The sequence below is a fragment of the Pseudomonas paraversuta genome, assembly GCF_904067025.1.
Lineage (GTDB): Bacteria > Pseudomonadota > Gammaproteobacteria > Pseudomonadales > Pseudomonadaceae > Aquipseudomonas > Aquipseudomonas paraversuta.
The window spans coordinates 240,499-259,696 of sequence record NZ_CAJFDA010000001.1 but is presented as its reverse complement, the minus strand read 5'-3'; the positions used below and the strand labels follow the sequence as shown (position 1 = coordinate 259,696).

At 59.2% G+C, this 19,198-nt stretch carries 17 protein-coding genes; 5 read left to right on the top strand and 12 right to left on the bottom strand.

All coding sequences use genetic code 11. The features are described 5' to 3' along the window. Window positions 1-42 precede the first annotated feature (42 nt). The 4 genes from JQ848_RS01230 to JQ848_RS01215 form a co-directional block, all read right to left on the bottom strand. Complete coding sequence (locus JQ848_RS01230; RefSeq protein ID WP_202210196.1) at window positions 43-1,767, bottom strand: putative 2-aminoethylphosphonate ABC transporter permease subunit; 1,725 nt, start codon at window positions 1,765-1,767, stop codon at window positions 43-45. A 1-nt stretch (window position 1,768) separates the two neighbouring features. Further along, window positions 1,769-2,845, bottom strand: coding sequence for a putative 2-aminoethylphosphonate ABC transporter ATP-binding protein (locus JQ848_RS01225; protein WP_003444536.1), 1,077 nt, complete (start codon window positions 2,843-2,845; stop codon window positions 1,769-1,771). Window positions 2,846-3,075: 230 nt separating this feature from the next. Next, window positions 3,076-3,939, bottom strand: a complete 864-nt coding sequence (locus JQ848_RS01220; RefSeq protein WP_003444538.1) for a LysR family transcriptional regulator — start codon at window positions 3,937-3,939, stop codon at window positions 3,076-3,078. 16 nt (window positions 3,940-3,955) lie between these two features. Further along, a complete protein-coding gene (locus JQ848_RS01215; RefSeq protein ID WP_039736990.1) occupies window positions 3,956-6,088 on the bottom strand; it encodes a heavy metal translocating P-type ATPase in 2,133 nt (710 codons plus the stop codon). A gap of 45 nt (window positions 6,089-6,133) precedes the next feature. On the opposite strand from JQ848_RS01215, the gene JQ848_RS22685 reads away from it, so the two are divergent. Beyond that, the gene (locus JQ848_RS22685; RefSeq protein WP_235972383.1) at window positions 6,134-6,328 is read left to right on the top strand and encodes a hypothetical protein; all 195 of its coding nucleotides are present in this window, start codon (window positions 6,134-6,136) and stop codon (window positions 6,326-6,328) included. 48 nt (window positions 6,329-6,376) lie between these two features. Beyond that, window positions 6,377-6,826: a Cd(II)/Pb(II)-responsive transcriptional regulator gene (gene cadR / locus JQ848_RS01210; RefSeq protein WP_161719850.1), complete on the top strand. Its 450-nt coding sequence runs from the start codon at window positions 6,377-6,379 to the stop codon at window positions 6,824-6,826. Window positions 6,827-6,947: 121 nt separating this feature from the next. On the opposite strand, the gene JQ848_RS01205 is transcribed toward cadR, so the two are convergent. Then, complete coding sequence (locus JQ848_RS01205) at window positions 6,948-7,919, bottom strand: thymidylate synthase (protein ID WP_003444545.1); 972 nt, start codon at window positions 7,917-7,919, stop codon at window positions 6,948-6,950. A gap of 53 nt (window positions 7,920-7,972) precedes the next feature. Continuing rightward, window positions 7,973-8,776, bottom strand: coding sequence for a prolipoprotein diacylglyceryl transferase (gene lgt, locus JQ848_RS01200; RefSeq protein ID WP_010657386.1), 804 nt, complete (start codon window positions 8,774-8,776; stop codon window positions 7,973-7,975). 167 nt (window positions 8,777-8,943) lie between these two features. Here lgt and JQ848_RS01195 point away from each other — a divergent pair, with 167 nt between their 5' ends. Further along, window positions 8,944-9,690, top strand: a complete 747-nt coding sequence (locus JQ848_RS01195; RefSeq protein ID WP_003444548.1) for an NRDE family protein — start codon at window positions 8,944-8,946, stop codon at window positions 9,688-9,690. Window positions 9,691-9,753: 63 nt separating this feature from the next. Here the strand turns inward: JQ848_RS01195 and ptsP are convergent, their stop codons facing one another. Beyond that, window positions 9,754-12,033 (bottom strand): phosphoenolpyruvate--protein phosphotransferase, encoded by a 2,280-nt coding sequence (gene ptsP / locus JQ848_RS01190; protein ID WP_003444550.1) that lies wholly within the window; start codon window positions 12,031-12,033, stop codon window positions 9,754-9,756. A gap of 21 nt (window positions 12,034-12,054) precedes the next feature. After that, window positions 12,055-12,534: an RNA pyrophosphohydrolase gene (locus JQ848_RS01185; RefSeq protein ID WP_003444551.1), complete on the bottom strand. Its 480-nt coding sequence runs from the start codon at window positions 12,532-12,534 to the stop codon at window positions 12,055-12,057. A gap of 143 nt (window positions 12,535-12,677) precedes the next feature. Here JQ848_RS01185 and JQ848_RS01180 point away from each other — a divergent pair, with 143 nt between their 5' ends. Next, a complete protein-coding gene (locus JQ848_RS01180) occupies window positions 12,678-13,334 on the top strand; it encodes a histidinol-phosphatase (protein WP_003444554.1) in 657 nt (218 codons plus the stop codon). Between the two features lie 61 nt (window positions 13,335-13,395). Here JQ848_RS01180 and JQ848_RS01175 read toward each other — a convergent pair whose 3' ends face one another. Together JQ848_RS01175 and ilvA are read right to left on the bottom strand one after the other, a co-directional pair. Next, complete coding sequence (locus JQ848_RS01175; protein ID WP_003444557.1) at window positions 13,396-13,824, bottom strand: DUF2269 family protein; 429 nt, start codon at window positions 13,822-13,824, stop codon at window positions 13,396-13,398. 37 nt (window positions 13,825-13,861) lie between these two features. Next, on the bottom strand, window positions 13,862-15,379 hold the full coding sequence (gene ilvA, locus JQ848_RS01170) for a threonine ammonia-lyase, biosynthetic (RefSeq protein ID WP_003444559.1): 1,518 nt from the start codon (window positions 15,377-15,379) through the stop codon (window positions 13,862-13,864). 220 nt (window positions 15,380-15,599) lie between these two features. Here ilvA and rpiA point away from each other — a divergent pair, with 220 nt between their 5' ends. Continuing rightward, the gene (gene rpiA / locus JQ848_RS01165; RefSeq protein ID WP_003444561.1) at window positions 15,600-16,271 is read left to right on the top strand and encodes a ribose-5-phosphate isomerase RpiA; all 672 of its coding nucleotides are present in this window, start codon (window positions 15,600-15,602) and stop codon (window positions 16,269-16,271) included. A gap of 82 nt (window positions 16,272-16,353) precedes the next feature. Here the strand turns inward: rpiA and JQ848_RS01160 are convergent, their stop codons facing one another. Next, window positions 16,354-17,253, bottom strand: a complete 900-nt coding sequence (locus tag JQ848_RS01160; RefSeq protein WP_202210194.1) for an SdiA-regulated domain-containing protein — start codon at window positions 17,251-17,253, stop codon at window positions 16,354-16,356. Window positions 17,254-17,345: 92 nt separating this feature from the next. Next, window positions 17,346-18,278, bottom strand: a complete 933-nt coding sequence (locus JQ848_RS01155) for an SdiA-regulated domain-containing protein (RefSeq protein ID WP_003444565.1) — start codon at window positions 18,276-18,278, stop codon at window positions 17,346-17,348. Window positions 18,279-19,198: the final 920 nt, after the last annotated feature.

Here is a 19,198-nt window from a genome sequence, read left to right as displayed (position 1 = left end):
GGTTCCTTTTGGTTGTAGAGGGCAGGCTTTGAGGGGCGCGGATCATTGCGCAGGTACGCCCTGGCGCCAGGCCTGGGAGCGGCGTAACAAGCCGCGTGAAGCCCAGGCCAGCAGCAGGGACACGCCCGCCGAGGTGAACAGAATCAGGGTCGACATGGCCGCCGCGCCGCCAACATTGCCGGCGTCGTCCATGTTCAGCACCGCCACCGCCGCGAGGATGGTGTCGGGGCTGTAGAGAAAGATCGCCGCCGACACCGTGGTCATGGCCGAGACGAACAGGTAGCGCACGATGTCGAGCAACGCGGGCAGACAGATGGGAACGGTGACGCGCCAGTAGTGGCGATACAGCGGCGCCTTCAGTGACAGCGCGGCCGCTTCAAACTCACTGTCCAGTTGCCGCAGCGCGGTGGTCGCGGTCATTTGTGCGGTGGTCAAATAGTGAGCAATGGTGCACACCACCAGCAGCGTCATGGTTCCGTAGAGCACATGCAGCGGGTTGCCCGGCAGGTTGAAAAAGAACACGTAGCCCAGACCCAGGACCAGCCCCGGTACCGCCATGGGTACGAAACTGAGCATGCGCAGCGCCAGGTTCAGGCCTTTCTGGCCTTTGCTCTTTTCCATCAGGTAGGCGCCGGTGAAAATCAGCACGCTACCGATCAGTGCCGCGCACAACGCCATGGTCACGCTGTTGCGGTAGGCCAGCCAGCCCCCGCCTGCCGTATCGTTGAACTGGTAGTGATTGAGCGACAGCGACAGGTTGTACGGCCAGAACTTGACCAGTGACGAGTACACCGCCATGCCGAACACCAGCACCAGGATGGCGCAAATCAGCAGCACAATGGCCAGGTAGCAGCGGTCGCGGACTTTAGAGGGCAGCGGCTTGAAGACCTGGGCCCGACCGCTCATCGAGTCGCCATGCTGACGGCGTAGCCAGGCATCCACGGCGAAGCTGAACAGCGCGGGCAACAGCAGCACCATGCCGATCAAGGCACCGCGGCCGAATTGTTGCTGTCCGACCACAGCCTTGTAGGCTTCCAGCGCCAGCACCTGGTAATCGCCCCCCACCACCACCGGTACGCCAAAGTCGGTGATGGTCAGGGTGAACACCAGACAGAAGGCGGCGAACACCGCCTGGCGGGTACCCGGCCAGGTGATGCTGCGAAAGGCTTTGAAGGGCCCCGCCCCCATACTCGCTGCGGCGTCGAACAAACGCGCATCAGCCAGGGACAGCGCAGACAGCAGAATCATCAGGGCGTGGGGGAAGGTGTAAATCGCCTCGCCCAGCACGATGCCCCAGAAGCCATAGATATTGTCCGAAATCAGCCCGCGCAACATGCCCTGATTACCAAACAGGTACACCAGGGCAATGCCCGGCAACATCGACGGCGCCATCAGCGGCAGCAGCGAAAGACCGCGCCAGATGCGCTTGCCGGGGATCATGGTGCGTTGCAGCGCGTAGGCAAAGAGGTAGGCCAGCGGGACGACAATCGCCGCCACACTCAGGGATACCTTGAGGCTATTACCCACCAGCCAGTGAAAATTATCGCTGGTAACCAGCTCCCGCGCTGCCACCCAGCCACCACCCTGGCCATCTTCGGCACTGAAGCCGCGCCAGAAGATCGCCAGCAATGGCATCAATACCGCCACACCCAGCAGCAGCAAGAGCAGCAGCTTGCCGCCGACCACGAAAATCCTGTCGCCGAGTTCAGCGCTGGAGGTTTTGGCTATCACTTTGCCGGGCACTGGCAGGGCCATTTCAGCGGCCATCTCAGGCAAACACCTGCAAGCTGTTGGGCGGCAGGGCGACAAAGATGTCCGGAGCGCCAAGGCGCGGCAGATCCTGGGTGCCGACTTCGGCAGTGAGTGCATGGCCTGGCAAATGATTGAGCTCAAAGCTCATGCGGCAGCGATTGCCAAGAAAGGTGATCTCGCGCACCCGCGCCGGGAACAGGTTCTCCTGATGCAGCAGCGGGTTCACGCTGATGGTTTCGGGGCGGCAGAACAGGCGGCCCGATGCAGCACGCCCGGCGTCGTCCGCCAGACGCATGTTCATGCCGCCGACCTGGGCGTGGGTGGCGCTGTTGCGCTCAAAGGGCAACCAGTTGCCTTGCCCGACGAACTCGGCCACAAAGGGCGTCGCCGGCCTGTCGTAGATTTCCTGCGGCGTGGCGTATTGCTCGACCTTGCCGTTGTTCATCACGGCAATGCGGTCGGCCATCAACATCGCTTCGTCCTGGTTGTGGGTCACCATCAACGTGGTAATGCCCAGGCTGCGCTGCAGTTGGCGCAGTTCGGTACACAGATGCTCACGCACCCGGGCGTCGAGGGCCGACATCGGCTCGTCGAGCAACAACAGCGAAGGTGACGGCGCCAGGGCTCGGGCCAGGGCTACCCGCTGCTGCTGGCCGCCGGAGAGCTGGCCGGGGAATTTCTTTTCGCTGCCGGTCAGGCCTACCAGCTCGAGCATGGCTGCCACCCGCTTGCGCACCACGTCGCGATTGCTACCGGCCAGGCCGTAGGCGATGTTGGCTTCGACTGTCAGATTGGGGAACAGCGCGTAGGACTGAAACAGAATCCCGTAATCACGAGCTTGAGGTGCGAGGTCAGATACATCGCGATCACCCAGATACAGCACACCGTTGTCCTGGCGTTCGAGCCCGGCGATGCAGCGCAGCAGGGTGGTCTTGCCGCAGCCCGAAGGCCCGAGCAGACACACCAGTTCGCCAGCGGCGACCTCCAGCGACACATCATCCAGCGCATTGAAAGCGCCAAAGCGTTTGCTCACATTGCGCACCTTCATCGGTACGCCCGGTTGGGTAAAAGCGGTTGCGTTCGAGCTGTTCATGGATGCACCTCATCAAGCAGATGGGGGTCATCCTAGAGACGCAATGCGTACAGAATGTGGCAAGAACGCAAAATCAGCCGATAGGGGTATTGGTGGATTTTGGATACAGAGCCCCATAGATTCCCGCAGGAGCGAGCTTGCCTCGCGATACAGGTAACTCGGTTAACCAGTGAAAACGGGGTGATTCGATCGCGAGGCAAGCTCGCTCCTACGGTTTTTTTTGTATGTGCTCAGGCCGGGGCCATTTCCTGCGCCAGGCCCAAAAAGGCTGCCGGCAGCCGCGCCGATTTGCGCTCTTTGAGGCAGTACAGGTATTCCGCGATCTGCGGCGCACCTTCGAGGGTCAGCACCCGCAATTGCGGATCGTGGGGCACTTCCTGACGGGCAATGATGCTGATCCCGATGTTGCGCAACACCGCCTCGCGAATCGACTCCCGACTGCCGATTTCCAGCAGCGGACCAAAGCCCACACCGGCGCCGTCCAGCAGCTGCTCCGTTAGTTTGCGGGTGGTCGAACCCTGTTCGCGCATCAGCAGACAATGCCCGGCCAGCGCGCTGAGCGGCACGTGTTCGAACTTGGCCAGCGGGTGATTGCGATGCACCGCCAGCACCAGCGGGTCGGTGCCCAGAGTCCGGCGAATCAGCCGTGGATCCTCCACCAGTTGCGACGAAGCGGCGATATCAACCCGGTACTCGTCCAGCGCTTCGAGCACTTGCTGGGAATTGCCGATGTCCACCGACACGGCAATTTGCGGCAGTCGCTCGCGAAAGTTTTTCACCAGATCGAGGATGTAGTACGGGGCAGTGGCCGCGATGCGCAAGGTGCCAGTGCCCTGACCACTGTTGCGTAGAAAAAACTCGATATCGCCCTCTTGCTGAATCAGCGCCTTGACCATCGGCAGCAAACGCACGCCGTCATCGCTGAGGGTCAGGCGCCGCCCGCCGCGGTAGAACAACTCCACCGCGTACTGGCTTTCAAGCTGGCGAATCTGTGTGGTCACGGTCGGCTGACTGAGCCCGAGCTTTTTCGCTGCCTGAGTAATGCTGCCCAATTGGGCCACCCGGTAAAACGCTTTCAGCTCGGCACTCAGCACTGCGGCCTCTCATGATCTATTTGCGCAACAGGCGCAAACCGTTGAACACCACCAACAGGCTCACGCCCATGTCGGCAAACACGGCCATCCACATGGTGGCCAGACCCAGGAAGGTTACCGCAAGAAAGATCCCTTTGATGACCAGTGCCAGAGCAATGTTTTGCTTGAGGATGCTGGAGGTCTGACGTGACAGACGAATGAATGCCGGTATTTTGCGTAGATCGTCGTCCATCAGGGCGACATCGGCGGTTTCTATCGCGGTATCGGTGCCTGCAGCCGCCATGGCAAAACCAATTTCGGCACGGGCCAGTGCCGGGGCGTCGTTAATCCCGTCGCCGACCATGCCCACGTGATGCCCCTGGGCGTAGAGCGCCTCAATCGCCTTGAGCTTGTCGTCGGGCAACAAGTTGCCCCGGGCCTGATCGATACCCACCTGGGCCGCAATGGCACTGGCGGTATGCGGGTTGTCGCCGGTCAGCATCAGGGTTTTGATCCCCAGTTCATGCAACTCGCGGATCGCTTCGCGGCTGGATTCCTTGACCGTATCGGCCACGGCGAACAACGCCAGCGGACCTGAACTGTCGCAAAGCAAAATCACGGTTTTACCCTGCTCTTCCAGGGCAAAGAGTTTTTCTTCCAGGGCCGGGGAGCACAGGTTCAACTCTTCAACCAGACGATGGTTGCCCAGGTGGTAGAGCTTGCCGTCGATTTCACCGCGTACGCCGCGTCCGGCCAGGGCAGTGAAGTTATCCACAGGCCGTAGCGCCAGGTTTTTATCCACCGCGGCGTTGGCCACCGCCAGAGACACCGGGTGATCGGAGCGGCTGGCCAGACTCGCTGCCAGCAACACGGCGCTCTCGGTCATCAGCGGGTCGAGTGGCAGGTAATCGGTTTGCACCGGCTTGCCGTGGGTGATGGTGCCGGTTTTATCCAGTGCCAGGAAATCCAGCTTGTGACCGCTTTCGAGGTACACACCGCCCTTGACCAGAATACCTTTGCGCGCCGCTGCCGCCAGACCGCTGACGATGGTCACGGGAGTCGAGATCACCAGTGCACAAGGGCACGCCACCACCAGCAACACCAGGGCGCGATAGATCCAGTCAAACCATACGCCCCCCATAAACAGGGGTGGAATCACGGCCACCGCCAACGCGAAGATGAACACCACCGGGGTGTAGATTTTCGCGAAGCTGTCGACAAAGCGCTGAGTCGGAGCCCGGGCACCCTGGGCTTGCTCCACGGCGTGAATGATTCGCGCCAGGGTCGAATTGCTGGCCGCAGCAGTGACCCGGTATTCCAGCGAGCCGGCCTGGTTGATGGTGCCGGCAAAAATTTTATCGCCGACAGTCTTCTCGATCGGCAGGCTTTCACCGGTAATCGGCGCCTGATCTATGGTCGAACTGCCCGAAACCACTTCACCGTCCAGACCGATGCGCTCGCCGGGGCGAACCCGCACGATAGCGCCCAGTTCGACGTCTTTGACCTCAAGTTCCCGCCACGATCCATCAGCCTGTTGCACGGTGGCCTTGTCCGGCGCCATTTGCATCAGGCCGCCGATGGCGTTGCGCGCCCGGTCCAGGGATTTGGCTTCGATCAGTTCGGCCACGGTAAACAGGAACATCACCATGGCCGCTTCTGGCCATTGGCCGATCAGTACCGCGCCGGTCACGGCAATGCTCATCAGCGCGTTGATGTTCAGGTTGAGGTTCTTCAGGGCGATCCAGCCCTTCTTGTAGGTGGTCAGGCCGCCGCTGAGGATCGACACCAACGCCACCAGGGCAATCACCCAGGCAGGAGCGGCATCGGTAAAGTGCAGCACTTCGGCCGCCAGTGCGCCAACACCGGCCACAGCCAGCGGCCACCAGTGTTTCTTGGCCGGCGGGGTGACGGGGCCGGCATCCGTATCCGATTCCAGCGGGTCGGCCTGCATGCCCAGGGACTTGATGGCCGCAATGATCGGCTCGGTGGACGGCAGGTCATGGGTCACACCCAGCACCCGATTGATCAGGTTGAATTCCAGTTGCTGCACACCCGCCAGCTTGCCCAGTTTGTTCTGGATCAGGGTTTGCTCTGTGGGGCAGTCCATGGCTTCGATACGGAAGCTGCTCAAGCGGGCGCCCGCCGTAGGGGCAGCGCTGAGCTTGATCACGCTCGGAGCTTCGGCCGCAGTGCAGCAGCCGTGCCCATGACCGGCATGTTGATCTTTCTTGCCGTGATCGTGATCGTGATCGTGATCGTGATCGTGATCGTGATCGTGATCGTGATCGTGATCGTGATCGTGATCGTGATCGTGATCGTGATCGTGATCGTGATCAGCATGGGGCTTGTGGTGGGTGTGAATGGAATCGCTCATCAGGTTGCGTCCGAAAAGGTGCCTGTTGCCAAGTAAAGACCCTGTAGCCACTATAGGGTCAAGCACCCTTTCGGAGATAACCTGATGAAAATTGGTGAACTGGCGAAATTGACCGACTGTCAGGTCGAAACCATCCGTTATTACGAGCGCGAAGGGCTGCTGCCGGAGCCGGCACGCAGTGAGGGCAACTACCGCCTGTATACCCAGGCCCATGTAGAGCGACTGACGTTTATTCGTAATTGCCGCAGCCTGGACATGACCCTGGAGGAGATTCGCAGCCTGCTGAACCTGCGGGACAGTCCGCAGGATCAGTGTGAAAGCGTGAATGCGCTGATCGACGAGCACATCCACCACGTCAAGGCCCGGATCGACAGCTTGCTGGCCTTGCAGGCACAGCTTTTTGACCTGCGCCAACGCTGTGGTGAAGGGCCGAACGGCGAACATTGCGGGATTTTGCAGCAGCTGGAAGTCAGCGGCTCAGTCAGCGCCCCGGAAGGCGAGCCGAGTCATGTGGGCAGAAGCCACGGGCATTGATAACAGCAATAACAGCAATAACAGCAAAACCTGTAGGAGCGAGCTTGCCTCGCGAGCCTTTTAAGGATCGCGAGCTTTGTAAGGTGCGCGAGACAAGCTCGCTCCTACAGGAGACAGAGGTTTACACCGCCATCGGCGCAGTCATGGGCGCATGGTGCTGGTAGCCTTCGAGGCTGAAGTCACCCGGCTCGATCAGGCCCAGCCACTCCGGCTGGTACACGCCGGTCTTGGCAAATTCCGGTACACGGTCCGAAATCACCAGTTTGGGCATCGGGAACGGCTCGCGGGTCAGCTGTTCGTTGAGCATGTCCAGGTGGTTTTCATACACGTGGGCATCACCGATGAAGTAGGTGAACCAGCGTGGCGTGTAACCGGTCAGGCGACCGATCAGGCTCAGCAGTGCGGCGCCTTCGGTCAGGTTGAACGGCGTACCCAGGCCCAGATCATTGGAGCGGATGTAGAGCGTCAGGGAAATTTCCCTGGTCTCGACATTCGGGTGGAACTGATACAGCAGATGGCACGGCGGCAGGGCCATTTCGTCGAGCTGGGCGCAGTTCCAGCCGTGGAACAGAATTCGCCGGCTGCCCGGGTCGTTGATGATGGTGTCGACACACTGGCGCAACTGATCGATGGCCTTGTACAGCACCACGTAGGCCTGGCCGTCTTCTTCGCCCTCGGCAATCTGCCGGTAACCCTGGCTCAGGCACAGCTCGATAGCCGCCTGGTTGCTGCTGGCGATTTGCTTGTATGCCGGCCATTTGCGCCATTGCACACCGTAGATTTCACCCAGGTCGTCTTCACCCTGACGGAACGGGTTGGCCAGCCACTGGGCGTTTTCGTTGGCATTCTGGTCCCACACCTTGCAACCCAGGGCGCGGAAATCTGCAGCACTGTTCACCGGGCGCAGAAAACCGCACATCTCGCCAATCGCGGATTTGAACGCCATACGGCGAGTGGTGATGGCCGGAAAGCCTTCCTTGAGGTCATAGCGCAACATGGCGCCGGGCAGACTGATGGTCTTCACCCCGGTGCGGTTGGCTTGCAAGGTGCCATTTTTGATGACGTTGGCGACGAGGTCGAGATATTGCTTCATGGTTTTCCTACCGTTTGAATGCAGGGCGCTGTACGCCCTGCGATTCGAATTCATTACGCAGCTTTATGAGCCGCTGGATCGCGCTGGTATGCCCACCAGATCAGGAGCAGACCGCCGAGGATCATCGGGATGCAGAGAATTTGCCCCATCGTCACCCAGCCGAACGCCAGATAGCCCAGCTGGGCATCCGGCACGCGGACGAACTCGACGATAAAGCGGAAGATGCCGTAGAACAGGGCGAACATCCCGGAAACTGCCATCGTAGGCCGTGGTTTACGCGAGTACAGCCAAAGGATCAGGAACAGTGCCACACCTTCCAGCGCAAACTGATAAAGCTGCGACGGATGGCGCGCCAGTTGCTGGGGATCGGTAGGAAAGATCATTGCCCACGGCACATCGCTGGCCTTGCCCCACAACTCGGCATTGATGAAGTTGCCGATACGTCCTGCGCCCAGGCCAATCGGCACCACAGGCGCAATGAAGTCCATGATCTGGAAAAACGACTTGCCGTTGCGTTTGCCGAACCACCAGACGGCCAGCATCACGCCGATCAGTCCACCGTGGAACGCCATGCCGCCTTTCCAGACCTCCAGAATCAGCAGCGGGTTGGCAATGTAGGCGCTCAGGTCGTAGAACAGCACGTACCCCAAACGGCCGCCGACAATGACGCCCATGGCCACCCAGAACACCAGATCAGAGAGTTTCTCCTTGGTCCAGGTCGGGTCGAAGCGGTTGAGACGTCGCGACAGGATCAGCCAGGCAGCGCCAATGCCGATCAGGTACATCAAGCCGTACCAATGGATTTTCAGCGGACCAATGGCTAGTGCCACCGGGTCAATCTGCGGGTAAGGCAGCATTGCGACTCCTTGTTAGATCAGGAAACTCAAACCGGCACAGGACAACAGCGCCGCATACAAATTTGATCGGCATGGTAACGGAAGGGAGGCCTTGGGCTCTAGTGAATGGCGTGACAGGCTCAGGCAATCTATAAGTACAGTGATTAAAAAAACATTAAGGACTGCCCATGTGTCTGATTGTGTTCGCCTGGCGCCCCGGCCACGCCCAGCCTCTGGTCGTGGCGGCCAACCGTGATGAATTCTATGCGCGCCCGGCAAAGCCCCTGGCGCAGTGGGTCGATACGCCTCAAGTGTATGCCGGCCGTGATCTGGAGGCCGGGGGCACCTGGCTGGGCATTGGCGCCAACGGGCGCTTTGCGGCGCTGACCAATATTCGTGAGCCGCACAAGCCGCCTTCACGGCGTTCGCGGGGGGAGCTGGTATCTGACTTTCTGAGTGGCAACCAGTCAATTGGCGAGTATTTCGCCGATGTTGGCCGCCGTTCTGTGGAATATGCCGGGTTCAATCTGTTACTGGGCACTGCCGATCAGCTCTGGCACTACAACTCCCAGGATGTCGCACCGCAGCTGCTCGACGCAGGGGTATATGGCTTGTCGAATGCCGGGCTGGATACGCCATGGCCCAAGTTGCTGAAAGCCAGGGCGGCTCTGGCCGAGGTTCTCAATGACCCTCAACCCCAGGCCCTGCTCGCACTGCTCAGTGATCGCCAGACGGCGCCCTTCAGTGATTTGCCTGATACCGGTGTGGGCCTGGCCACGGAAAGCTTGCTGTCGAGCGTATTCATTTCCAGCCCCAGCTACGGCACCCGCGCCAGCACCGCGCTGATTGTCAACGCAGACGGCTCGAGACTGATGGTTGAACACAGCTTTGGCCCGTTGGGTGGGCGCCTGGGAGAGGTAAGAATCCAGGGATGACTCGGATTCCACTGTAGGAGCGAGCTTTTAACAGCTCGCGCCTACAGTCCTGCAGAGGGACGATCAATACGGCTTGATCGCCGCCGGATTCATCATGCGGGTCAGGCCCATGTTTTTCAGAGCCAGTTGCACGGTGCTGCGAATCACCTGCGGGTTGTCGATGGTCATCACTTCGGCCAACAGTTCCTTCGCGCGGCTCAGGCTGACCTGACGCAACATCCACTTCACTTTCGGCAAGTTGGTGGCGTTCATCGACAAACTGTCAAAACCCATGGCCATCAGCAAGATTGCCGCCGCCGGATCACCCGCCATCTCACCGCAAATACTGACCGGCTTGCCTTCGGCATGTGCATCGCGCACCACTGATTGCAGGGCCTGCAGCACCGCCGGGTGCAAGTAGTCATACAGATCGGCTACCCGCGGGTTGTTGCGGTCCACGGCCAGCAGGTATTGGGTCAGGTCGTTGGAGCCCACCGACAGGAAGTCCACCTGGCGCGCCAGTTCCTTGGTCTGGTACACCGCTGCCGGAATTTCGATCATTACCCCGATTGGCGGCATCGGTACATCAGTGCCTTCGTCGCGCACTTCACCCCAGGCACGGTGCAGCAGGTGCAGGGCTTCTTCAAGTTCGTGGGTGCCGGAAATCATCGGCAGCAAAATACGCAGGTTGTTCAGGCCTTCGCTGGCCTTGAGCATGGCCCGGGCCTGCACCAGAAAGATTTCGGGGTGGTCGAGGGTGACGCGGATCCCGCGCCAGCCAAGGAACGGGTTGTCTTCTTTGATGGGGAAGTACGACAGTGACTTGTCGCCGCCAATGTCCAGGCTGCGCATGGTCACCGGTTGCGGATGGAAGGCTGCGAGTTGCTCGCGATAAATCGCTAGCTGCTCCTTTTCGCTCGGAAAGCGCTGATTGATCATGAACGGCACTTCGGTGCGGTACAGACCTACGCCTTCGGCGCCACGCTGCTGTGCACGGGCCACATCTGCCAGCAGGCCGGTGTTGACCCACAATGGCATGCGATGCCCGTCAGGGGTGATGCACGGCAGCTCACGCAAGGCATCCAGGCCTTGTGACAGCTGGCGTTCTTCTTCGACAACCTCGGCATATTGCTTGCGCAGCACATCGCTGGGGTTGGTGTAGACCTCGCCATGGTAGCCGTCGACGATCATCTGGATGCCGTCGACCCTGGAGTACGGCAGGTCAACCAGACCCATTACCGTCGGAATCCCCATGGCCCGGGCCAGAATCGCCACGTGGGAGTTGCCCGAACCCAGTACCGACACCAGGCCCGCAAGCTTGCCTTCGGGTACTTCACCGAGCATGGTCGCGGTCAGCTCTTCGCTGACCAGGATGGTGTGGTCGGGGTAGACCATGGTTTGCTGGCGGTCATGTTGCAAATACGCCAGCAGACGCCGCCCGAGGTCACGCACATCCGACGCCCGCTCGCGCAGGTAGTCGTCGTCCATCAATTCGAAACGGTTGACGTGATCAGACACCACCTGGCGCAACGCGCCCTGGGCCCACTGGCCGGTCTTGATCACATTTTTGACTTCGCTGCCCAGCGACGCATCGTCGAGCATCATCAGATACACGTCGAACAGCGCCTGTTCTTCGGGCCGCAACTGGGTGGCGAGTTTTTTCGACACCGCGCGCATATCGTTGCGCACACCTTCGAGGGCGGTTTTGAACAGCGCAATTTCAGCCGGGATATCGGTAATGCTCTTGTCCGGAACCACGTCCAGATCGGCCGGGGGCAACATGACCACCGCCGTACCGACCGCCGCACCGGGCGAACCCGGTACACCGACGAACTTGGCTTCCTGAATGCCCTTGCCCTGACGTCCCAGGCCGCGGATCGAGCCCGTGGCTTCGGCATGGGCAATAACCCCCGCCAGCTGCGCGCTCATGGTCACGAGGAAGGCTTCTTCACCCTCATCGAACTGACGACGTTCTTTTTGCTGGATGACCAGAACCCCCACCACTCGGCGGTGGTGGATGATCGGCGCGCCGAGGAAAGAGGCATACCGCTCTTCACCGGTTTCTGCAAAGTAACGATAACGAGGGTGATCGGCGGCGTTTTCGAGGTTCAGAGGTTCTTCACGGGTGCCCACCAGACCCACCAGGCCTTCGTTGGGCGCCATGCTGACCTTGCCGATCGAGCGCTTGTTCAGGCCCTCGGTCGCCATCAGGACAAAACGATTGGTCTCTGGATCGAGCAAATAGACCGAGCAGACCTGACTGCCCATGGCCTCTTTGACGCGCAGCACAATAATCCCCAACGCCGCCTTGAGATCCTTGGCGGAGTTAACTTCCTGGACGATCTTGCGCAGCGTATTGAGCATGGCTCGGGGTCGAACTCCGTGTCAGGCGCGCGTTAAAAGGCGCGGGGCAAGCTCTTTGAGAGCGCGACGGTAAACCTCGCGCTTGAATGTCACCACCTGGCCCAACGGATACCAATAACTGACCCAACGCCAGCCATCGAACTCCGGTTTACCGGTCAAATCCATCCGCACCCGTTTCTCGTTGGAGACCAGGCGCAGCAAAAACCACTTTTGCTTCTGACCGATACACAGCGGTTGGCTATGGGTACGGACCAGACGTTGCGGCAAACGATAACGCAACCAGCCTCGCGTGCAGGCGAGTATTTCCACATCTTCGCGCTCAAGGCCAACTTCTTCGTTCAACTCACGGTACAAGGCGTCTTCCGGCGTCTCATCAGGGTTGATACCACCCTGGGGAAACTGCCACGCGTCTTGATTGATTCGGCGAGCCCAAAGTACCTGACCAGCATCATTTGTCAGAATAATCCCGACATTAGGGCGGAAACCATCGGGGTCGATCACGGCAACAACCTCGCAAACGCATGTCACCGCATTGTTCCACAAAGGTTGTGAAAGCAGCAACGCGCCTTCCCGCCTTATGTGCACTCTTATGAAAAGACCGTATTCTTGTGGCCTTTTAACAGACACTTCAGCGGGTAATTTCAATGCGACTGGCTTTATTCGACCTGGACAACACCCTTCTGGGCGGTGACAGCGATCACGCTTGGGGCGATTACTTGTGCCAGCGGGGCATTCTCGACGGCGACGCTTACAAGGCGCGCAACGATGCCTTTTATCAGGATTACCTGGCCGGCAAACTCGACAACGCCGCCTACCTTAATTTCAGCATGGAAATCTTTGGCCGGCATGACATGGCTCAACTGGATCAATGGCACCGCGAATTCATGCGCGATTGCATCGAGCCGTTGATGTTGCCCAAGGCACAAGCCCTGCTGGAAAAACACCGTGCAGCAGGCGACACGCTGGTCATTATCACGGCCACCAACCGCGTGGTAACGGCACCGATCGCCCAAAAGCTCGGCGTGGAACACCTGATTGCAACCGAGTGCGAAATCGTCGATGGCCGCTATACCGGGCGCAGCACAGACGTGCCGTGCTTTCGTGAAGGCAAGGTGACACGCCTGAACCGCTGGATCGAAGAAAATGGCTACAGCCTGGAAGACAGCTGGTTCTATAGCGACTCGATGAACGACTTGCCGCTGCTGGAGCAAGTGACCCACCCGGTGGCGGTTGATCCTGATCCGAACCTGCGGGCCGAAGCCGAAAAACGTGGCTGGCCAGTGATGACGCTGCGCGACTGATCCGACACCCATCCCCACAACCTACTGCAGGAGCGAGCTCGCTCCTGCAGATACAACAGGGTCAAACCGGCTTGGCGCCCATCAGCCCGGCAATGGCGATAAAGCAAATCGTACAAAAAATCGCCAGCCCCAGCGTAAATCCAGGATGCCTGGCCACTCGCCCCAACCGCAGGCGATTGAGCCGTACCAGCAACCACAACCAGCTCAAGCCGCCCACCAGGTACAAACTGCTGCCCGCCAGCAACCACAGCTGACTCAGCGGCCAGCCGGCCATATGCACCAGAAACCAGCCGCTCACCGGCAACGCCACCAGGCACAGGGCCATTAGCGCCCAGACAAAAGCCCAGGGCCGTCTGACGATGCCGCCCGACAGGTCTTTATCCCCTGCCCGCCAGCGTCGAATCACCACCACCAGCAACACAATGGCGCTGACCAACAGCAGCAGTGTCGATACGCCATGCAGCAGTTTTAACGCGGTGAACGTTTCCATTTGATTAATCCCTTGAGCCGTTCAGTCAGCGTAGCGGCTATCGGCCAAGAAACAGCTGATACGCCGGGTTATCGCTCTCATCCCAATATGGGTAGCCAATCTCGGCCAGCGCGGCAGGCACCAGATGACGCTCATCGGCAGGCACTTGCAGCCCGGCCATGACCCGACCATCGGCCGCCCCGTGGTTACGGTAATGGAACATCGAAATGTTCCAGCGCCCGCCCAGCTTGTGCAGGAAGTTGAACAGCGCGCCCGGGCGCTCCGGAAACTCGAAACGGAACAGCAGTTCATCGCTGACCTTGGCTGCATGCCCGCCAACCATGTGCCGGATGTGCAACTTGGCCAGTTCGTTCTCGGTCAGGTCGATCACCGGGAAGCCCTGTTCGGTCAGGCTGGCCAGCAGTGCGCTGCGGGGGTCGTTTTCCGGATGGGTCTGCACCCCAACAAAAATGTGCGCCTCGCTGCCGGTGTGGTAGCGATAGTTGAATTCGGTGATCTGACGCTTGCCGACGGCCTGGCAAAACGCCTTGAAACTGCCCGGCACCTCAGGAATGGTTACCGCGATAATGGCTTCGCGGCCCTCACCCAGCTCGGCTCGCTCGGCCACATGGCGCAGGCGGTCGAAGTTGACATTGGCACCGGAGTCGATGGCAACCAGGGTCTGGCCACGCACACCGCGCTGCTCCACATACTTCTTGATCCCTGCCACACCCAGGGCGCCGGCAGGTTCGGTGATCGAGCGGGTATCGTCGAAAATATCCTTGATTGCCGCACAGATTTCGTCGGTGCTGACGGTGATGACTTCGTCGACGTAGTCTTTGCAGATATCGAAGGTGTGCTGGCCAATCTGGGCCACGGCCACACCGTCGGCGAAAATCCCGACCGCAGGCAGCACCACGCGCTCGCCGGCCGCCATCGCGGCTTGCAGGCAGTTGGAATCATCGGGCTCGACGCCAATGATCTTGATCTCGGGACGCAGGTATTTCACATACGCGGCAATCCCGGCGATCAGCCCGCCGCCGCCCACCGGCACGAAGATCGCATCCAGCGGTGCCGGGTGCTGGCGCAGAATCTCCATCGCCACGGTGCCCTGCCCGGCAATGGTATGCGGGTCATCGTAGGGGTGAACGTAGACGTAGCCTTCCTTCTCGACCAATTGCAGCGAGTAGGCCAGGGCTTCCGGGAAAGTATCGCCATGCAGCACCACGATACCGCCCCGGGAACGCACACCTTCGACCTTGATCTCGGGGGTGGTTTTGGGCATGACGATGGTGGCCTTGACCCCCAGTACCTTGGCTGCCAGGGCCAGCCCCTGCGCATGATTGCCCGCCGACGCGGTGACTACGCCACAGGCGCGCTCGGCGTCGCTCAAGTGCATGAGCTTGTTGTAAGCGCCGCGAATCTTGAACGAGTACACCGGCTGCAAATCTTCGCGCTTGAGCAAAATATGGTTGCCCAGCCGCGCGGTGAGCTGGTTGGCAGCTTGCAAGGGAGTTTCTACGGCAACGTCATAAACGCGCGAGGTGAGGATTTTCTTAACGTACTGTTCGAGCATCGGAAAGCTTCACTGGGCGGGTTGGCAGGGACCAAGGAGTCTACCCCAGCGTTTGCGCAACCGACCACACGAAAGGGAAGGTTTATTGGCCCGCTCCCCCATCCAGCGGCAGCGGGCTTGCCAGCGACCAGCATGGCGCCAGACATCAGGCCGTCCACATCCCCGGTTAGTTGCCTCTATAATGCCGGCCTTTCTGTTCCCCTTCCCGCCCGGAGCCCCCATGACCCAGGACCAACTCAAACAGGCCGTAGCCCAGGCTGCCGTCGACTTCATCCTTCCAAAGCTGGATGACAAGAGCGTTGTAGGGGTCGGTACCGGCTCCACGGCCAACTGCTTTATCGATGCCCTGGCTCTGCACAAGGGTGCCTTCGACGGCGCCGTGGCCAGTTCCGAAGCCACTGCCGCCCGCCTCAAGGGCCACGGTATTCCGGTTTACGAACTGAACACCGTCAGCGACCTGGAGTTCTATGTCGATGGCGCAGACGAAAGCGACGAAAACCTGAACCTGATCAAAGGCGGCGGCGCAGCCCTGACCCGCGAGAAGATCGTGGCCGCTGTGGCCAAGACCTTTATCTGCATCGCCGACGGCAGCAAGCTGGTCCCGGTACTGGGCGCGTTCCCGCTGCCCGTTGAAGTGATCCCGATGGCCCGCAGCCATGTAGCCCGCGAACTGGTCAAGCTGGGCGGCGACCCGGTTTACCGCGAAGGTGTGGTGACGGACAACGGCAACATCATCATCGACGTGTTCAACATGCAGATCACCAACCCGGTAGAGCTGGAGCGTCAGATCAACGCCATCGTCGGCGTCGTGACCAACGGCCTGTTCGCTGCCCGCCCGGCTGACCTGCTGTTGCTGGGTACCGCCGAAGGCGTGAAAACCCTGACCCGCTAACCCCAACTTGTAGGAGCGAGCTTCTCAAACCGCCATCAAGAGCTCGCGAGCGAGCTCGCTCCTACGGTTTGTTTTTAATGTTTTATGGTTTTTTGAACACGTAGAACAGATTTGGCTCACTCACCACGTATAACGCTCCTTCGTCGTCCATGGCGACACCTTCCGCTTGTGGCACTGTTTTTTTCAGGCCATGACGGCCCTTTTTCAGCGACAGCGTGCTGATGGGCCGCCCGTCTATATCCAGCTCCAGCAACAACCTCGACTCATCGGACAAGGCCAGCAAATGCCCGCTGCGCTCGTCAAACTGCAAACTCGACAGATCGCGCACAAATAACCGGGCATCGCGCCGCGCATTGCTCACCACGTGGATGGCATACGGCGTTTGGGGATTGTCCTGAGGGAAGCCCCGCACTTCGTAAATCAGCATCGGATCCCGCTCCTTGGCCACAAACAGTCGCTTGCCGACCGAGTCGTAGGCCAACCCTTCAAATCCCTTGTTACCCCGCTGATGGATCCTCAGCGTCAGCTGCTTCGCCTCCCGGGCATCGAGTACCTGAGTGTTGTCATCAACCTTGACCTTGAACAGCCGCTGCTCATGTTCGTCGGCAATCACGTAGGTATTGGCGTCAATAAACTCGACTGCCTCGGCATCGCCAAACCCGATCAGGGCAATACGCCGCAGAATCCGGCCATCCAGGCTCAACTCCACCAGTTCGCTTTTTTTGTTGGTCACGGTAAACAGGCTTTTACGCAGCGGGTCGTAGGTCAGTGCCGAGACATTGTCCTCAAGCCCTTCAATCACCTGGCCTTGCAGCACGGCGCGATACTCGCCCAGATTGATTGCTGCGGGGTTGGCCTGTTGCCATAGCCGGCTGACCTTGAACCAGGTGTGCTCGAACAGACGGTAATGTTGTGCGGCGAAACCCGCAGCCAGCAGAGTCAGGCACAGCACAAGAGCGGTAGCACGATTGAAGCGGCGCATTGAGACGAACCCTAAACAAATCAGGCGGGTGAAATACCACGACTGGCTGAACTCAAACTTAATAACGCCGCCGGTCTTGCGCCGCAACCGGCTCAAGGTTTTTTCGGAGTTTTCTCAAAGCGATAAAACAGATTCGGCTCACTGACCATATACAGGGTGCCGTTTTCATCGATCGCCACCCCTTCAGCCCGGGGAATGGTGTTTTTGAGACCATTGAAACCGCGCAGCAAGGTCATGAAACTGACTTGCTCGCCCAGTTCATCGAGCTCCAGCAACATGTGCGAATCCGCCGAAAGCACCAGGGTATGGCCGGTTCTCGGATCAATGCTCAAAGCCGAAAGGTTGCGCAAATCCAGTTCATCGCTAGGCACCTTCTGCTTGCTTCCAGAGAGGACCTGGCCGCCGTCGCTTTTCCATACATACAACTGCGGCGGGCGCTCTTCGCCCAGCAACAGTTGCTGGCGACGCGGGTCCCAGGCAATGGCCTCGAAGGCTTTGTTCTGGTTCCTGGAGGGGCCCAGGTTGTACTTGGGGAAGTCGGCGATATTCAGGGTTTTGGTGTTGGCATCGATATTGACGATGGTCAGCAAGTGCTCACGCTCATCGACAATGGCCAGCAGACCATTTTCCATCACCGTCAGGCCTTCAGGGTTGCTCCAGCCCACCAGCGGAATTTTGCGCAGGACATCGCCATCGAGGGTCAGCTCCACCAGAAACGGGTTCTTGCCCATCACCGAAAACAGGGTTTTGCTCAGCGGGTTATAGGCCAGGTCCGACGCTTCATCCTTTTCCATCCCCGGTAACGGCTTGCCATCAATAACCGCCGTGTAGTCCGGCAACCACACGCTTTCGTTCTGTTCTTGCGGGTTCTCAAATTGCTCCAGCACCCACAACGCCCCCCGGTCATCCCAATGCATGATGGCCGCCACCCCATAGAGCACGGCGCCAAGCAGTACAAGCCAGTAATACCAGCGCAGGCTAAAGCGAGAGCGTGCAGGCGGGGTCAGCTGAGGGTCTGAAGCCATTTGAATAATCTTCCGGGAAATTTGGCAACGTCTAAATATCACAAAGCGGGCAAATCCACTGCCTGGCTCGAACCTATTATGCAGATGCGTTGTGAAATAAATGATAAATGCAGCGAAATACACACCGGAATCGGGGGGCTGTGAAAAAATGTTACGAGGCAGGCCTGCCACGGCTTGCAAAGGGTTTTTCTAGCGCCACTGAGGAGCGCGTCTGGATCGTGCTCAGTGGGTCCCCTGAAAGGGTTTGAGTGGTTTGATCAAATACGTTTGCAACATGAATCAAAGATAAAAAAATCACAGCATATATAGACATGCCGATTAAAAAGCCGCACTTAAAGTTTCAGTGCGGCTATGTTCATGGATCGTTCTGTTAGTTATGCGATCGGGTGTCGACTACAGGAATACCTGAATGTAATGGACGTTATCTTTAAAGCCTCCCTGGTTTGATAGTCAAGCCAGGGCGGCTCGTCCTTTCTCGAACGAGAGCTTAAAAATAGGAGCGAGGGGTACTAGAAGGTAACTGAAGAGGTGTAGCCGGCGAGGGTGACGTAGCTGACCAAGGTGTATTAACGGCGTTTCTGTTCGCTGAGTTGGTCTGCCCCGGTTTTTGTAAATCACCACGGGACAAATACGGCAAAAGCCTCTCACGGACTGGTCCTTGTTCCAGCAAACAGGACAGATCCATATCGCGCATGGGTGGCACTCGCAGGGCTCCCCCGGGTAATGCAAAGCCGCAGCCCCTCTGGCGCAACAGCCAGCCAGGACGAATCGTCTATCCATATTCCTAAAAGTTAGTTCTTTTAATTTTTATACTCAATTAGGGTATATGCACCGGACCACCGGACTTTCCAGCTTTTATCTGCACCGCTCAAGCGGTGCTCCAATGAGATGCGAGGTAGGTATGGTCCGTAACACAATTA

Excerpts from the sequence above, each read along its gene's own strand:
- JQ848_RS01195 (WP_003444548.1), top strand. The coding sequence starts at position 8,944 with ATGTGTCTGATTGTGTTCGCCTGGCGCCCCGGCCACGCCCAGCCTCTG.
- JQ848_RS01225 (WP_003444536.1), bottom strand. The coding sequence starts at position 2,845 with ATGAACAGCTCGAACGCAACCGCTTTTACCCAACCGGGCGTACCGATG.
- cadR (WP_161719850.1), top strand. The coding sequence starts at position 6,377 with ATGAAAATTGGTGAACTGGCGAAATTGACCGACTGTCAGGTCGAAACC.
- ptsP (WP_003444550.1), bottom strand. The coding sequence starts at position 12,033 with ATGCTCAATACGCTGCGCAAGATCGTCCAGGAAGTTAACTCCGCCAAG.
- lgt (WP_010657386.1), bottom strand. The coding sequence starts at position 8,776 with ATGCTGCCTTACCCGCAGATTGACCCGGTGGCACTAGCCATTGGTCCG.
- JQ848_RS01180 (WP_003444554.1), top strand. The coding sequence starts at position 12,678 with ATGCGACTGGCTTTATTCGACCTGGACAACACCCTTCTGGGCGGTGAC.
- JQ848_RS01155 (WP_003444565.1), bottom strand. The coding sequence starts at position 18,278 with ATGGCTTCAGACCCTCAGCTGACCCCGCCTGCACGCTCTCGCTTTAGC.
- JQ848_RS22685 (WP_235972383.1), top strand. The coding sequence starts at position 6,134 with ATGTTGATCTTTCTTGCCGTGATCGTGATCGTGATCGTGATCGTGATC.
- JQ848_RS01230 (WP_202210196.1), bottom strand. The coding sequence starts at position 1,767 with ATGGCCGCTGAAATGGCCCTGCCAGTGCCCGGCAAAGTGATAGCCAAA.
- rpiA (WP_003444561.1), top strand. The coding sequence starts at position 15,600 with ATGACCCAGGACCAACTCAAACAGGCCGTAGCCCAGGCTGCCGTCGAC.
- JQ848_RS01175 (WP_003444557.1), bottom strand. The coding sequence starts at position 13,824 with ATGGAAACGTTCACCGCGTTAAAACTGCTGCATGGCGTATCGACACTG.
- JQ848_RS01160 (WP_202210194.1), bottom strand. The coding sequence starts at position 17,253 with ATGCGCCGCTTCAATCGTGCTACCGCTCTTGTGCTGTGCCTGACTCTG.
- JQ848_RS01205 (WP_003444545.1), bottom strand. The coding sequence starts at position 7,919 with ATGAAGCAATATCTCGACCTCGTCGCCAACGTCATCAAAAATGGCACC.
- ilvA (WP_003444559.1), bottom strand. The coding sequence starts at position 15,379 with ATGCTCGAACAGTACGTTAAGAAAATCCTCACCTCGCGCGTTTATGAC.